The following is a 14184-nucleotide window of genomic DNA, read 5'->3' as shown; positions in this document are numbered from 1 at the left end:
CTTCCTAAGTACAGACTCGTGGTACAGGTTTAACGTTTTTGCGGGCGCCAGCGCACAAGCAGCTTTTCCAGCAAGGCAATGAGCAGGAACAGCAGCAGGCTGAGCGCCACAATAATCATGATCGCTACAAAGAGACGATCTGTACGGTACGCTGACTTTTGCAGCATCATATAATAACCGATGCCTTTGTCTGCACCGATCCATTCGGCAATGATTGCACCCATCACGCTGTAGGTGGCGGCGATTTTGATGCCGGAAAATACCGATGGCAGGGCATGAGGAAGCTCCAGCTTCCAGAAGATATGATGGCGCTTCGCACCAGCCATACGCATGTAGTTCATCATCGCAGCATCGGTGCGTGTGAGTCCGTCCATAGCGGCGACCGCTACCGGGAAAAAGCAGACCAGAATAATCGTAATCAGCTTGGGCAGCAGGCCAAAGCCAAACCAGATCAGCAGGAGCGGTGCCAGCGCGATGGTCGGAATATTTTGACTAAGAATAAGTAAAGGATACAAGGCTGATTTGAGAAAAGGAATGAGATGCAGCACCATCGCAATGACCAGGCCAACGGCAGTTCCGGCCGCGAAGCCAATCAGCGTTAACTGTATCGTTGCAGAGGCGTGCATGCCGAGACGATCGGCCTGTGAAGCTGCTTCACGAGCGATGTCGGACGGCGCAGGCAGCATCCATTTCTCAATATGGAACAGGGAAACGGCTCCCTGCCATATCGCAATAAAGAGAATAACCGCCACAAGGGGCGGCCATACACTTTTGAAATAGGCAGACATTAGCGGTATTTCTCCGTCAGTGCATCCATGCTGAACCCGTCTGGACTGTGTGCGATTTTGATCTGGGAGATGATGCTTGGACTACCCGCTTCCACAAGCACCTCGTGCATTTTACGGACTACTTCAAGTAGTTCCTCCAGTTCGCCCTCCATCGTGGTGTCGAGTGCATTGACCTGATATTTCAAGCCGGACTGCTGGATCACTTCAATCGCGCGGTCTACATAAGGGTATGAATTCTCGCCGTTTGGCGTTTTCGGTATCACTTGAATGCTAAGTAACGTGCTTGCCATGAGAGATCAAGACTCCTTTCGTGTGTGGGAGATAAGTTGTTGCGATTGTACACGTTGCCACTCCGATTGCAGTCCCCTCGTACGATCGCTGTTATCCCCAGATTTTTTTTGATTCCCTTTTCAAAGGGAAAAATCCGGTGATAAAGGCGACCGCTTCGCTTCTTCTGAGGGGTCTGCACTCTCCGTTCTTGTGTACAAAAAATCAACTTATCCATTGTGTTATAGCAAATAAATCAAGAGAAAGCGCAAGCTTCCGATATAGCTTTCTGTAAGAAAGCTATAGGCGATCCCTTCGCTTCTACAAGTTATTTCTGTCCTCTACGTTTCTGTGTAAATATCAAATTTCGTTTTTACATGAAGTGATAATATTACCTAGGTAGTAATGGTAATAGCAAATTTTACTGTGGTAAAAATTCGTTTGTATACGCCTTGGATACGTCAATTTCTTTGTCCAATAGCTTCTTGCTGAACATCCAGTCGGTGTAGTTCTTCCACACATCTTCCTTCTGCTCGCCCCAGCGCGGTGCGTCATCCTTGTATTTCGGGCTGAGCCATTTCTGGCTTGCCAGCACCAATTCCTTATCCAGATCAGGTACAGCCTTGATCAGAATGTTCGCAGCCTCTTCAGGATGGTCAATCGCATACTGATACCCTTCGGTAGTGGCCTTCAGGAAAGCTTTCACCAATTCAGGGTCCTTCTGAATCGTCTGCTCGTTAGTCACAAGCACAGGTGTGTAATAGTCCAGCGCTTTGGCGTAATCTTTTACATATAACATGTCGATGGGTTCGCCGCGGAGTTCTGCTTCGATCCCGGTCCAGGCATAGAAAATCCAGGCAAAATCAATATCCCGTTTGACCGCTGTGAAAAAGTCCGCGTCGCCCATATTAATATTTTTGACTTTGGATACGTCAGCACCTTCGCCCTCCATAATGGATTGCATCACAGCCTCCTCAACCGGCGAGCCCCAACCGCCATACGTTTTGCCTTCAAAATCCTTCGGCGATTTAATCTTGCGGTCTACAGGAGCGGCAAACCCAGATGTATTATGCTGAATCACGGCTGCAATGGATACGAGAGGTACGTCCTGTGTGCGCGCCTGAGTGACACTCTCCTGGTAACTGACACCAAACGGTACTTCGTTAGAAGCGACCATTGTATCTGCACCGCCAGCTCCTGGCTGCACAATCTCGACATTCAGACCTGCTGCTTTATAGAATCCCTGATCTACGGCTGCATATAGACCCGTATGGTTTGTATTTGGAGTCCAGTCGAGCACAACCTTGACATCTTTCAGTGCCGCGCTGCTGCCTTCACTTTTGCTGTCTGTGCTGGTGCCGCCGTTCTGATCGGCTGGTGCGGCCTCTTTACCACCACATGCTGCAACGGTAACCAATAGTACACACATGAATAACATTCCCAACATTTTACGCCAGTTCATTCGTTTCTCTCTCCTTCGTTCTGTCCGGCCGGGTGGCACGGGGTACTCCTTGGCTTCATATCCAATCCCTTTGCATAAATCGGCTGATTTATACCTCGCGGGTTATCCAGATGACGACATTTTTCTGTTTCTGCTTGTCAAAAGAAAACAAAAAAAGCGCCCCGTAATCCGGGACGCGTGCAGGTGTGAGAGAAGGGCGTTCAGCCTATAGCTGTGCCTCTTGCAATATACTCCGATTCCTACGCTGGCATGATCCAGATCAGGTCTAAGGGTTAGTATCTTGATGGGATACACTCTCAGCCGGCCAATTCCGACTCCCCTGGGAAACTATGAAGTTACGGGCATTACTAGGTGTAATTATAGGCCAGTGACGAGTATGTGTCTAGGGTGTGTCTTGAAAACTGCTGGAGATGCATCTTTTACCGCCTTTTCAACCCCTGCTGCGTCAATTTCCCTTGATGTGTCCCGGCACGCCTGAGGAAAACGTTCAGTTTGGAAGGGGAATTCAGCGAAGTGGGCTTCCTTCCGTGTTCCAGATATACTCTATTCGCCAAACGTTCACATAATGTTCACTTATGAGAGGGGAGTGCAATTGTCTATAATGATCCAAGTTACAGAAAGGATGAGTGTAATGCCAGTAAGCAAGAAAGAACAAGTTATTTTTGGAATTATGATGTGTACAGGAATGGTTCTCGTGATGATGACCTTTAATCTGTGGCACACGGGAATGTTAGACCAGATGTCTATGATGCAGATCCTGCTTCAATTCGTGATCTGCTTTATTATCGCATTTTTGGTGGAATCCTTCATTGTTGGTCCTGCTGCGAAAAAAATTGCCTTTTCCCTGCCATTTGCCAAGTCAGGTAAAGTAAAAGGCATCATTACCATGTCATTGTTTATGGTCATCGGTATGGTTCTGATCATGTCTCTGTATGGAATTGTGACTGCCTATATTGCCGATCAATTAAATGGTGTATCTGTATTTGGGGCGTATTTGCATACCATAGCACGTAACTTTAGTCTGGCTCTGCCACTGCAGCTGCTTGTTTTAGGACCGCTTGTGCGATATTTGTTCAGCAGATTGTTCAAGGGAGGGAAAACAGCTGTATCTGCTTGAATCCATCGTTGAATAGAGTGGTTATCTCTCAGGAGAAGAGTGGATTATCAGTATTTCCTGGGCAATTTATATTGACCCGTTTCGTTTGAAAATCAGATTAATTTTTGTTATTAGGCGAATGACTCAGGAAGTTCTGATATAAGCAATCCAATAAAATAGGCCAATCAAAATTACAGCAATAACGATTGTGGTCAGGATGCCACCAGTCCATGTACTGCGTTTAGCTTGTTGGACGAGTTCATCTGCTCTTTGTTTGGCAGCCTCGGCCTCTGATGAATTCAGGTTGTTTGGATTCATGTTCATCGAGAAACAGCTCCATTCTATAACATATACTCTATTGTATAGAGGAATATTTTGAATTCAGACCTATTACCGTTGATTTCCTCCTGAAGGCAAACAATTGTTGGATGGAAAATTAGTCATTTAATTACTTTATATGATTATAGCTGTATCTGATTTAACAATGCAAAGCTGCGTAAGAGGAGCCTGTGTTAACAGGGATCAACGAGCATAAGAACTCATTTTTCTGGTTTTCACTAAAATCGGGCTTGAGAAGTTGCAATTTTAATCTGTCTTCGTATATACTGGTAAACACAATTACAGATCGGATCATGCCGTTGAAGAGAATCCAACTCGGAGGCGTTTTCGCCAGGGAGCGAATTGAAACTTTCCCAAGTTAACCGGAACCGCCCGTTATCGCGGACCAAGAGGCTGAATCAGAACAATTTGAATGATTCGGCAAGTTGGGTGGCACCGCGAGCAGAGCGCTCCTCGTCCCAAGGGATGAGGGCGCTCTTTGTATTTTTTTAGCCAAAGGAGACGGTGACGATGTTAGATATGAAGTGGGTTCGGGCACATGCAGAAGAGGTCCAGGCGGCAGCTGACGGGAAAAAAATCAAAGTGGATATCGCGGTGTTAATCCAGCGGGATAATGAACGCAAAGCACTCCTGCAGCAAACGGAGGAAGGGCGGCGTCTGCGTAACACATTGTCGGCAGAGATCGGGAAGCTGATGCAGACGGGAGAGCGGGAGCAAGCAGAGACAATGCGGGCACAGGTGAAACAGCTTAATGATGAGTTGGAGCAGAAAGAGGCAGAGCTGGCGTTGATTCAGGAGGAGGTAACCAGACTGCAATGGCTGGTGCCGAATGTAGTATCACCGGATACACCTGCAGGTCTGTCGGATGAAGATAATGTGGAGCTGCGGCGAGTGGGTGAGCTGCCCGAGTTTGACTATGCAGCAAAGGATCATGTCGAGCTTGGGGAGCTGCATGAGCTGATTGATATTCCGCGCGGCGTGAAGATTGGCGGAACGCGAAGTTATGTGCTGAAGGGCGCTGGTTTGCTGCTGCACCGTGCAGTACAGCAGCTTGCGCTGGATCTGCTGCTGAAGCACGGATTCACATTGCTCGAGGTTCCGCTTATGGTCAGAGAGGATGCTTTGGTGAATACCGGATTTTTCCCGACAGGCCGGGATCAGGTGTATGAGCTGCAGGGTGAGAACAAGTGGCTGGTAGGTACATCCGAGGTGCCGCTGGTTTCGTATTATGCGGATGAAGTCATTGATGTGAAGGAGCCGGTAAAACTGGCAGCCGTATCGACCTGTTTCCGCAGTGAAGTAGGCTCAGGTGGACGGGATGTGCGAGGATTGTACCGTGTGCATCAGTTTGCCAAGGTGGAGCAGGTGATTCTGTGTGCACCGGACGCAGCGGAATCGGAGCGTATGCTGCAGGAGATTACGGGACATGCGGAGGAGTTGCTGCAGCAGTTGGAGCTGCCGTACCGTGTGGTAGCTGTATGTACAGGCGATATGTCGCAGAAAACGTACAAACAGTATGACATCGAAACGTGGATGCCAAGCCGCGGCGCTTACGGCGAAACTCATTCGTCGTCGAATCTGCATGATTTCCAGGCTCGCCGTTCGAATATTCGCTGCCTGGATGAGCAGGGCAAGCTGGTTTACTGCCATACGCTCAACAATACAGCCGTGGCATCACCGCGTATTCTCATTCCACTGCTGGAAAACCATCAGCAGACCGATGGCAGCATTCATATTCCGAAAGCGCTGCGACCATACATGGGCGGACTCGACCGTTTGGTGTTGCCAGTGTGTGAGCAGGGTGAGGAACAAAAAGAAGAGATATGACGATGAGGATGCAGCTTCCATTCGCGCTCGTTAATAATTTCAATCTGGCCCGATTGCAGTGCTTTTTCGAAACGGTTGCGGGCGGTTTTCATCAATAAGATCATCTCATCTTCCGGGCGAATCTTGGTAGACGTTGAGGTGGTGATAGCCTTCATACGTTTCCTGGTGTTTTTAACAGCAACCATGTCCAGCAAATTTTTCTCAATCATACAAGCCTCACCCTCTTATATGGTTTGTATTACAACAGTATTTCGTCACTTTTGTATATTATACAATGAAAATCAGAAAACGGGCCTATCCCTCTTTCCGATCCTGTCATTTAACTTTAACCACCTCTTGTCCGATATAAGGTATAGTTGTAGTAAAATATTGGATGTAATAGAAGGCAAAATAAAGATGACAGGAGAGAGAGACTGGACATGAGTAGAATGAAATGGGCTTTACGAGGTATGCTTGCACTGATTCTTGCGCTCACCGTTACAGTGCCATCGTCTGCCTGGGCAGCGACGGGTGATGTAATCTCGATTGAAATTACCGGCGGCAGTTCACAGAAGATGAGTGTAGGTGAGACTGTATCATATCAGGTGATGGCGACGGTTGAAGGTTTGGATAACAAACAGGATGTTACGGGAGGAGTGACCTGGTCTACCAGCAATGCGAAGGTTGTAACGGTGACGAAGGGCAAAATCAAGGCGATCGCGGCAGGTGAAGCAACCATCATTGCTCAAGTGAGCGGAGTCAAAGCGCAGGTCACTGTTCAGGTGCAGGATAAGATCAAAAGCATCAAGGCTTCGCCCAGTTCCTATACGTTTGTAAAAGGGAATGAAGGCACGCTCCCGAAGGTAACGATTACACGTGTCAATGGCAAGGAAGAGGATGTCACCTCGGACATTGTGTGGGCTGTATCCAATAATCTGGCTGTGCTTGAAAACGGAAAAATTAAAGGCATCACGCCAGGTCGGGTGCTGCTTCAGGGGAAATACGGCTCAACCACCGTTAAAGTACCTGTCGCGGTGACCGATATTATCACCAAAGTGGAGGTTACACCGGCAACAATGGAGCTTGGACTCAAGAAATCCAAGGCACTCAAAGTGATTGGAACCTACTCCAATGGCAAGACGGTTAATCTGTCCAAATCCATCGTCTGGACTTCATCCAATCCGAGTGTAGCTGCGGTGAAAAATGGTACGGTCAAAGCACTGACTGAAGGACAAACTACCTTGACAGGTACATATCAGAACCAGACTGTAACTGCAGCAGTAAACGTAGTGCCTACGCTACAGAAACTGGTTATGGGCCAGAAGAGTCTGGTGTTGTCCCCGCAATCCAGTATAACGTTGGGTGTGATGGCTCAGTATGACACTGGCAAAACAACGATGGTAACAAGCAGCGCAGTGTGGAGCAGCTCCAAACCGGGTGTAGCCACAGTTACCAACGGCAAAATTGTCGCAGTATCCAAAGGCAAGACAAGCATCACAGCCAAGTGGGGCAATAAAAAAGTAACGATACCTGTAACGGTAAAATAATAAAAAAACAAGCAAGGCTTTGCGGCCAGCGGTGAAAGGCCTGTGGAGCGATATTGCTCTGTTTCAGAGTTGATTTTATATCGATCAAAGCGAAACGGAGCAATGATATATAATAGGAGGGAGGCGTGTATAACGCCTCCTTTTTCGAACTTAAAATACTATTTTAAGGAGCGATTATCGAGATGACGGATGAGATGAAACCGGAGAACTGGCCTGCATGGGCTACAGAATCCGTAGAGGTTGTAGAAGCCAATCCTGCTTGGAGCCAGCAGGCTCAGACAGAAGTCATGCAGTTGAGCGAGCTGTTACAAGGACTGGCTATGGGTACATTTGAGCATATTGGAAGCACATCAATTCCCGGTTTGCCAGCCAAGCCGATTATTGATCTGATGGGGAAGGTAGAGTCCTGGGATGACATGAAACTGATTGCCGAGCGGCTCAATCCATGGGGATGGAATTATGTACCTCCTGAACTGGATGGCCGGGAATATAGACGATTCTGGGTTAAAGTCAAGAATGGTAGAAGGGCGGTTCATCTGCATCTGATGCTACCAGGGGAGCAGCGCTGGGAGCGCCAAATCCGGTTTCGGGATGTGCTGAGAGCAAGCCCGGAATTAGTAAGGGCATATGCCGAATTGAAAATAAAACTTGCGCATGAAAATAAACATGATAGGGAAGCGTATACGGCGGCCAAATCGGAGTTTATTACACAGGTTCTGGATGGAAGGTTATGATGGGTAGAGCATGAACAGGGTGTTAGTTAAACAAAGATGCTTATATCTGGTTGCCGTAATCATTACGATGGCAGCTGGACTTGCTTCGAGAGCATATGGGGCCGTATTGCCGGAATTCGTTCGCGAGCATTTTGGGGATGCCCTTTGGGCAGGCATGATCTACTATGGCATACGTATGGTATGCATCCAGTGGAGTCGTGCAAGAGCCGTCTTGATCAGTGTAATATTCAGTTGGTCTATTGAATTTTCCCAGATGATTCAGGTGCCCTGGCTGACCGAATTGCGTTCAACCTTATGGGGAGCTCTCATTTTGGGTCGTGGATTTCTTGTTATGGATTTGATCAGATACCTGATCGGCATTGGATGTGTTTATCTATTAGATCGTTTTTTGCTGAGCAAGATCATGCGCCTTTAAATTCATAACAGGAGGTATTAGGAATGGATATTGACAAGCTTTTTGCCGAATCACCTGAATTTGAAACACAGCGACTGTACCTCAGACGCCTTACGATGGATGACCTCGATCAATATTATGCGTTTGCGTCCGACCCCAAGGTAAGTGAGCAAAGCTTGTGGCATTGCCATCAGACCAAGGAGGATTCCATCGGGTACCTGGAGCGAGTGCTGCGAAACTATGAGCAAAAAACGGTATATATCTGGGCCTTTGTGCTGAAAGAAACCGGCACACTGATTGGCAGAGGTGGCATTTTCGATCTGGATGAATCCATGCAGAGCTGTGAGCTGGGCTATGCCATCGGCAGTACATATTGGGGCAAAGGGCTTGCGGTGGAAGCGATGCAGCCTGTTATGAATTACTGCTTTGAGCAGCTGGACTGTAATCGGGTCCAAGGAAAGTGCAATGCGGGCAATATCGGTTCGGCACGTGTAATGGAGAAATTAGGCATGGCCCAAGAAGGATTGTTACGTAAGCAGTTGAAAATCAAAGGTGTATTTACAGACCAGAAATTGTACGCCCGCATTCGGGATGATCTATAATATTCTCATAAAAGACAGGCTGTAAGACAGCGGCGAAGGAGGCAGTAATCTATGATCTACAGCATTATTTCCCGGGCATTATGGGAGGAAGTATCCAAAGGAGACACATATGCACCCGAGAGTCTGCAGACGGACGGCTTCATTCATTGCTCCACTGCGGAGCAGATTCCATGGGTAGCCGGGCAGTATTATGCAGGCCGTACCGATCTGTTATTGCTGGGCATTGAGGAGCGCACCTTGAAGGCAGAACTGGTCTACGAAGATCTGTATGAATTGAATGAACTTTTTCCACACATCTATGGTGAATTGAATCTGGATGCTGTGAGCAAGGTTATGGTTTTTGAACCAAATGCGGATGGCACGTTTTCTTTTCCGGCATAATGCATGTTCGGTTTCTATTTCATAATTGGATAGGGGCGATACGGATGGATATGAATCAGGTTTTTCTGGAGACAGCCGAGAAGCAGTTTATGTACTACAAGCAGCTGGGTGAACGGGCCATGGAGCAGCTTGAGACAGAGCAGTTGTTTCATACGTGGAATGAAGATACCAACAGCATTGCGGTCATTGTCAAACATTTGTGGGGCAATATGCTGTCTCGCTGGACCGATGTGCTGACAACGGACGGAGAGAAGCCTTGGCGTGAACGGGATGCCGAATTTGTAGGAGATTTTCATACCCGGGAAGAGCTATTATTCAAGTGGGAAGAAGGCTGGAACTGTTTGCTGGCAGCTCTGCGTTCGTTGACTCCGGATCATCTGTCCCAGATCATATACATTCGTAACGAAGGTCATACTGTGATGGAAGCAATTATGAGACAGCTGGCTCATTATCCTTACCATGTCGGTCAGATTGTGCATACCGCTAAATTGCTGAAGGAGAGCTCCTGGAATAGTCTGTCTATCCCGCGCAACGGGTCGAACAGCTACAACGAGGGCAAATTTACGAAGCCGAAGACCCGAAAACATTTTACAGAAGACGAATTGCGATAGCGAAAGACATTCAAAATGAATAGAGATCTAATAAGGAAAAGAGGGAACAGCAACAATGACTGAGATTGCATTGATACGTCACGGAAGCACGGCGTGGAATAAAGAAAAACGTTCGCAGGGACAGACAGATAATCCGCTCGATCAGGAGGGCAGAGAACAGGCAGTTTTGCTGGCCGCAAGACTGGCCGAGGAACAGTGGGATGCCATCTATGCCAGTGATCTGCAGCGAGCAAGTGAGACAGCTCGTATCATCGGGGAGCGGCTGGGCATTCAGGAGATTCATCTGGACCCGAGGTTGCGCGAGATGGGCGGAGGACAGGTGGAAGGAACGACAGAAGAGGAACGCATTGCGAAATGGGGCTCGGACTGGAGTGCTCTCGATTTGGGAAAAGAGCTTCCAGATGCAGGTGCTGCGCGTGGAACAGAGATACTTGAAGAAATTATTCGTCAGCACCCGAATGCACGAGTCATTGTAGTGAGTCACGGGGCGGTGCTTCGAAATACGCTGCGGGCATTGGTGCCAGAGCAGGACATCAGCGTGAAGCTGGGCAATACCTCCATTACGCGAATGGTACATCGCGATCAGACGTGGCAATGTGAATTGTATAACTGCAGCACACATCTGGAGCAGGGGGAAGGTAACCTGTAAATGGACGCTCTCACATTAAAACATAAGCTGCAGCAGCTTCAGTCAGCGAATCTGTCAGCAGATGGGGTTGAGCAGCCGTATGACCTCGCGCTGTATATGATGCAGCATATTGGCAGCCCGGACCCTGTTCTACGGGATGAGTTGATTTATATGACGATGGCCACATGGATTGGTCAGCAAGTCTTTTCGGATGAACAGCTCAAGGCTCTGTTACGATTAGCACTGGATGAGGAGCATCTTTTCTATCGAATCGGAGAGCAGGAAACGGATAGTGTATTTACTCGAAGTTTTTCTGTTTTAATTCTGCCGCCTATTCTGGGGGTGGACCGTCAGCGTTCGTTTTTACATGAAGAGGATATCCTTAGGGTTAAAGAACGTTTGGTCACCTATCTGGGAAGTGAGAAGGATGCTCGTGGTTATGTAGAGGGCAAAGGGTGGGCACACGCACCGGCCCATGCAGCAGATGCAGTCGAGGATTTGGCTCAGTCCCCCTATCTTGAACGCGCAGATCTGCTGGAACTTTTGCATGCACTGACCATTAAAGTCATGGAGTCTAATCAAACGTACATCTATGATGAGGATCAGCGGATGGCTCAGGCGGCTGTGACCATTTTGGGCCGTAATCTGCTGGAGCAAGCCGAACTGGAGGCCTGGGTGAAGCTGCTTCAGGACAAGCGAAGCGGAGATACGGAGGAAGGAAAGACAATACAGCAGATCAGCCTAGTAAGCTTGAATATCAGAATGTTTATGCAGTCCCTTTATTTCAGTATACGAGACCAGAAGGCTGAGCCGTTTCCGCTGGTTCGCTCGTTATTGCTGAGAGCATTGGATGGCAGAGAAGATTAAAGGAAAGGCAAGAAGAGGGGGAGGAGGCCGTGACGGCAAACATCTATACATGGACCGAAGACATGCTAACTCCACTTGGAGAGCAGGCCATCGTCATTCGCTGTGGTGATGTGCTATCGGAAGAAGTGCATCAGAGAGTGATGGCAGTTTGTGCCTTATTGGAAAATAGAGCACTGACATCACGGGTAGAATGGGTTCCCTCTTATTTGTCTGTCACACTGTTTTACGATCCGTCGAGATTGTCTTACGAGGAAACATGCAGGAGGTTGCTGCAGCTTCTGCATCAATCAAATCACTTACATCAACAGAGTCAGCCCAACAGGGATAGTCAACCTGGCAAGTCTGAAGACATGGAAACGGGCGGTACTCCGTCTGCCTCCAGAATCGTGACTATTCCGGTATGTTACGGTGGAGCGTTTGGGCCCGATCTGGAGCATGTGGCTGAAGAAAATCAATTAACGATAGAGGAAGTCATTGTGATACATACCTCTGTAGACTACCTCGTACATATGATCGGATTTGCTCCGGGATTTCCGTATCTGGGTGGATTATGCGAGCGGATTGCTACAGCCAGAAGGGCCACCCCGCGGCTTCGAGTGGAGGCGGGAACGGTGGGGATTGGCGGATCACAGACGGGCATCTATCCAGTCACCTCGCCTGGAGGCTGGCAGTGTATCGGTCGTACACCTGTCCGTCTGTTTCGCCCGGAAGAGAATCCGCCGAGTCTGCTTGGAGCGGGAGACGTTGTTCGGTTTCAATCAATCACGATGCAGCAATACACGGAACTTGCGGGAAAGGGGGAGAATGATGGGTTTTGAAGTCATTCGTCCCGGCTTGTTAACAACGGTGCAGGATGAAGGCCGAATCGGATATCGCCGTTACGGTGTGCCCGTGGGCGGGGTTATGGACGCTTTTGCCTCCAGAGCAGCCAACATGCTTGTCGGCAATGCCCGACATTCGGCTGTCCTTGAGATCACAATGTCAGGGCCGGAGCTTCACATGCTGAAAGACCAGTTGATCTCAATCTGTGGTGCCGATCTAAGCGTGACTGTTAATCAGCAGCCTGTGCCGATGTGGCGCCCTGTGCTGCTGCGGGCCGGCAGTGTATTGAGATTCGGTACAAGTCGACATGGTTTACGTGCTTATCTGGCACTGGCGGGCGGAATTGATGTGCCTCAAGTGATGGGCAGTCGAAGTACAGATCTCAAAACCGGACTAGGCGGCTATCTCGGAAGAGCCCTGCGTACTTCGGATGTGCTCGGAACAGGAGTGATTACTGGCGAAGTGCAGCAGTGGATACAACGGATGACAATGCAGCTAGGTCCAAACGAATGTATGGCTGCCCCGGCATGGCTCATATCGGAACGAGAGCGGCCCGATTATTACGGTAAACCTGTCATTCGGGTCATGCATGGTCAAGATATCTCCTGTTTCCGCTCGGAGAGTGTGGAGCAATTCTATACCGGATCGTATGTGGTCTCTCCTCAATCGGATCGCATGGGTTATCGCCTGCAGGGGCCGCGGCTGGAACTGGAGAAGCCGATGAATCGCTTATCCGAAGCGGTTACTTATGGCACTGTGCAGGTCCCCCCGGATGGACAACCGATTGTACTGATGGCAGATCATCAGACCATTGGGGGATATCCTGTCATTGCACAGGCTGCAGCGGTGGATTTGCCGATTCTGGCCCAGGTGAGGCCAGGGGCACGGATTTCTTTTGTACAGATCACGAATGAAGAAGCCCGCCGCCTCTATGTAAAAAGGGAACGGGAATTTCACCTGCTGGAGAAGCTGATTCACAGAAAAATGGCAGAAAGAGAGGGCACATGATGCATGGTTATACATTAGATATCAATTGTGATCTTGGTGAGAGCTACGGGGCTTACCGTAACATGATGAAATCCGATGAAGCGATCCTGCCCCTAATCACCTCAGCCAATATTGCCTGTGGTTTCCATGCGGGTGATCCGGCAACGATGCGGCTTACTGTAGAGCGAGCCATGAAGCATCAGGTCGCTATCGGTGCTCACCCCGGATTGCCGGATTTGCAGGGGTTCGGGCGAAGAACGATGGAGATTACAGCGCGGGAAGCCTATGATATGGTGGTGTACCAGATTGGTGCACTGGAAGCTTTTGTTCGTGCTAATGGGGGACGATTGCATCATGTGAAGCCGCATGGAGCTCTTTACAATATGGCGGCAGCCGACATCAAGCTTGCGGAGGCTATTGCCGAAGCGGTCTATCAAGTGCAGCCGGAGCTGTATCTGTACGGTCTGGCAGGAAGCGAGCTGATCATGGCGGCAAACCGAATCGGTGTGCGTGGTGTGAGTGAGGTTTTCGCGGATCGTACCTATCGTTCAGATGGCAGGTTAACACCTCGCAGTCAGGATGGGGCGCTGATTGAACAGCCGGAAGCGGCGCTGGCGCAGGTGCTGCGAATGGTTAAGTACGACAAGGTTATCACTTTGGACGGTGCTGAAGTGCCTATCCAGGCAGATACCGTGTGTATCCATGGGGATGGTGAGCATGCTTTGACATTTGCTCAAACGATCCGTGAAATGCTGGAAGCTGAGGGTGTAGACGTAACTGCGTATCAGGCAGATTAAGTTTGGACAGCAATTGGAAGGTTATTCTGTCATCGGAGTGGATTGTGTGAAATCTT

At 48.9% G+C, this 14184-nt stretch carries 17 protein-coding genes and 1 riboswitch; of the genes, 13 read left to right on the top strand and 4 right to left on the bottom strand.

Annotation, left to right across the window (positions count from 1 at the left end; translation table 11 throughout):
• Window positions 1-29: 29 nt before the first annotated feature.
• The 3 genes from IEW26_RS20135 to IEW26_RS20125 form a co-directional block, all read right to left on the bottom strand.
• Complete coding sequence (locus IEW26_RS20135; protein WP_111269307.1) at window positions 30-788, bottom strand: ABC transporter permease; 759 nt, start codon at window positions 786-788, stop codon at window positions 30-32.
• Window positions 788-1078 (bottom strand): MTH1187 family thiamine-binding protein, encoded by a 291-nt coding sequence (locus tag IEW26_RS20130; protein WP_111269306.1) that lies wholly within the window; start codon window positions 1076-1078, stop codon window positions 788-790. Before IEW26_RS20130 ends, IEW26_RS20135 begins: the two co-directional genes overlap by 1 nt.
• 398 nt (window positions 1079-1476) lie before the next feature.
• The gene (locus IEW26_RS20125) at window positions 1477-2517 is read right to left on the bottom strand and encodes an ABC transporter substrate-binding protein (RefSeq protein ID WP_188593623.1); all 1041 of its coding nucleotides are present in this window, start codon (window positions 2515-2517) and stop codon (window positions 1477-1479) included.
• A gap of 218 nt (window positions 2518-2735) precedes the next feature.
• A riboswitch (TPP riboswitch) is annotated at window positions 2736-2848 on the bottom strand.
• 300 nt (window positions 2849-3148) lie between these two features.
• Between IEW26_RS20125 and IEW26_RS20120 the strand changes: the two genes are divergently transcribed.
• Window positions 3149-3634 (top strand): DUF2798 domain-containing protein, encoded by a 486-nt coding sequence (locus tag IEW26_RS20120; protein ID WP_188593622.1) that lies wholly within the window; start codon window positions 3149-3151, stop codon window positions 3632-3634.
• Between the two features lie 123 nt (window positions 3635-3757).
• On the opposite strand, the gene IEW26_RS20115 is transcribed toward IEW26_RS20120, so the two are convergent.
• The gene (locus IEW26_RS20115) at window positions 3758-3937 is read right to left on the bottom strand and encodes a hypothetical protein (protein ID WP_229729941.1); all 180 of its coding nucleotides are present in this window, start codon (window positions 3935-3937) and stop codon (window positions 3758-3760) included.
• A 525-nt stretch (window positions 3938-4462) separates the two neighbouring features.
• Here IEW26_RS20115 and serS point away from each other — a divergent pair.
• The 12 genes from serS to IEW26_RS20055 all read left to right on the top strand — a co-directional run bounded on the left by serS (window position 4463) and on the right by IEW26_RS20055 (window position 14128).
• Window positions 4463-5779 carry a serine--tRNA ligase gene (gene serS / locus IEW26_RS20110; protein ID WP_188593620.1) on the top strand — a complete coding sequence of 439 codons (1317 nt, stop codon included), beginning with the start codon at window positions 4463-4465 and terminating at the stop codon, window positions 5777-5779.
• A gap of 419 nt (window positions 5780-6198) precedes the next feature.
• On the top strand, window positions 6199-7305 hold the full coding sequence (locus IEW26_RS20105) for an Ig-like domain-containing protein (protein ID WP_188593619.1): 1107 nt from the start codon (window positions 6199-6201) through the stop codon (window positions 7303-7305).
• A gap of 182 nt (window positions 7306-7487) precedes the next feature.
• Window positions 7488-8039 carry a GrpB family protein gene (locus tag IEW26_RS20100; RefSeq protein WP_188593618.1) on the top strand — a complete coding sequence of 184 codons (552 nt, stop codon included), beginning with the start codon at window positions 7488-7490 and terminating at the stop codon, window positions 8037-8039.
• Between the two features lie 10 nt (window positions 8040-8049).
• Window positions 8050-8454, top strand: a complete 405-nt coding sequence (locus tag IEW26_RS20095) for a ribosomal maturation YjgA family protein (RefSeq protein WP_188593617.1) — start codon at window positions 8050-8052, stop codon at window positions 8452-8454.
• A 23-nt stretch (window positions 8455-8477) separates the two neighbouring features.
• A complete protein-coding gene (locus IEW26_RS20090) occupies window positions 8478-9035 on the top strand; it encodes a GNAT family N-acetyltransferase (RefSeq protein ID WP_188593616.1) in 558 nt (185 codons plus the stop codon).
• A 51-nt stretch (window positions 9036-9086) separates the two neighbouring features.
• Window positions 9087-9416 (top strand): DUF952 domain-containing protein, encoded by a 330-nt coding sequence (locus IEW26_RS20085; protein WP_111269294.1) that lies wholly within the window; start codon window positions 9087-9089, stop codon window positions 9414-9416.
• A gap of 44 nt (window positions 9417-9460) precedes the next feature.
• The gene (locus IEW26_RS20080) at window positions 9461-10027 is read left to right on the top strand and encodes a DUF1572 family protein (protein ID WP_145405632.1); all 567 of its coding nucleotides are present in this window, start codon (window positions 9461-9463) and stop codon (window positions 10025-10027) included.
• A gap of 55 nt (window positions 10028-10082) precedes the next feature.
• The gene (locus tag IEW26_RS20075; protein ID WP_188593615.1) at window positions 10083-10676 is read left to right on the top strand and encodes a histidine phosphatase family protein; all 594 of its coding nucleotides are present in this window, start codon (window positions 10083-10085) and stop codon (window positions 10674-10676) included.
• Window positions 10677-11522 carry a DUF2785 domain-containing protein gene (locus IEW26_RS20070; protein ID WP_188593614.1) on the top strand — a complete coding sequence of 282 codons (846 nt, stop codon included), beginning with the start codon at window positions 10677-10679 and terminating at the stop codon, window positions 11520-11522. It begins immediately after the preceding gene.
• A 29-nt stretch (window positions 11523-11551) separates the two neighbouring features.
• Complete coding sequence (pxpB, locus tag IEW26_RS20065; protein ID WP_229729940.1) at window positions 11552-12340, top strand: 5-oxoprolinase subunit PxpB; 789 nt, start codon at window positions 11552-11554, stop codon at window positions 12338-12340.
• Window positions 12327-13352 (top strand): 5-oxoprolinase subunit C family protein, encoded by a 1026-nt coding sequence (locus IEW26_RS20060; RefSeq protein ID WP_308423532.1) that lies wholly within the window; start codon window positions 12327-12329, stop codon window positions 13350-13352. Before pxpB ends, IEW26_RS20060 begins: the two co-directional genes overlap by 14 nt.
• Complete coding sequence (locus IEW26_RS20055) at window positions 13349-14128, top strand: LamB/YcsF family protein (protein ID WP_308423531.1); 780 nt, start codon at window positions 13349-13351, stop codon at window positions 14126-14128. The genes IEW26_RS20060 and IEW26_RS20055 overlap by 4 nt, the downstream gene beginning before the upstream one ends.
• The last annotated feature ends 56 nt before the right edge of the window (window positions 14129-14184 follow it).

The organism is Paenibacillus silvae, assembly GCF_014639235.1.
GTDB classification, from domain to species: domain Bacteria; phylum Bacillota; class Bacilli; order Paenibacillales; family Paenibacillaceae; genus Paenibacillus; species Paenibacillus silvae.
This window is presented reverse-complemented; position numbering and strand designations above follow the sequence as displayed.

Excerpts from the sequence above, each read along its gene's own strand:
- IEW26_RS20135 (WP_111269307.1), bottom strand. The coding sequence starts at position 788 with ATGTCTGCCTATTTCAAAAGTGTATGGCCGCCCCTTGTGGCGGTTATT.
- IEW26_RS20130 (WP_111269306.1), bottom strand. The coding sequence starts at position 1,078 with ATGGCAAGCACGTTACTTAGCATTCAAGTGATACCGAAAACGCCAAAC.
- IEW26_RS20125 (WP_188593623.1), bottom strand. The coding sequence starts at position 2,517 with ATGAACTGGCGTAAAATGTTGGGAATGTTATTCATGTGTGTACTATTG.
- IEW26_RS20120 (WP_188593622.1), top strand. The coding sequence starts at position 3,149 with ATGCCAGTAAGCAAGAAAGAACAAGTTATTTTTGGAATTATGATGTGT.
- IEW26_RS20115 (WP_229729941.1), bottom strand. The coding sequence starts at position 3,937 with ATGAACATGAATCCAAACAACCTGAATTCATCAGAGGCCGAGGCTGCC.
- serS (WP_188593620.1), top strand. The coding sequence starts at position 4,463 with ATGTTAGATATGAAGTGGGTTCGGGCACATGCAGAAGAGGTCCAGGCG.
- IEW26_RS20105 (WP_188593619.1), top strand. The coding sequence starts at position 6,199 with ATGAGTAGAATGAAATGGGCTTTACGAGGTATGCTTGCACTGATTCTT.
- IEW26_RS20100 (WP_188593618.1), top strand. The coding sequence starts at position 7,488 with ATGACGGATGAGATGAAACCGGAGAACTGGCCTGCATGGGCTACAGAA.
- IEW26_RS20095 (WP_188593617.1), top strand. The coding sequence starts at position 8,050 with ATGAACAGGGTGTTAGTTAAACAAAGATGCTTATATCTGGTTGCCGTA.
- IEW26_RS20090 (WP_188593616.1), top strand. The coding sequence starts at position 8,478 with ATGGATATTGACAAGCTTTTTGCCGAATCACCTGAATTTGAAACACAG.
- IEW26_RS20085 (WP_111269294.1), top strand. The coding sequence starts at position 9,087 with ATGATCTACAGCATTATTTCCCGGGCATTATGGGAGGAAGTATCCAAA.
- IEW26_RS20080 (WP_145405632.1), top strand. The coding sequence starts at position 9,461 with ATGGATATGAATCAGGTTTTTCTGGAGACAGCCGAGAAGCAGTTTATG.
- IEW26_RS20075 (WP_188593615.1), top strand. The coding sequence starts at position 10,083 with ATGACTGAGATTGCATTGATACGTCACGGAAGCACGGCGTGGAATAAA.
- IEW26_RS20070 (WP_188593614.1), top strand. The coding sequence starts at position 10,677 with ATGGACGCTCTCACATTAAAACATAAGCTGCAGCAGCTTCAGTCAGCG.
- IEW26_RS20060 (WP_308423532.1), top strand. The coding sequence starts at position 12,327 with ATGATGGGTTTTGAAGTCATTCGTCCCGGCTTGTTAACAACGGTGCAG.
- IEW26_RS20055 (WP_308423531.1), top strand. The coding sequence starts at position 13,349 with ATGATGCATGGTTATACATTAGATATCAATTGTGATCTTGGTGAGAGC.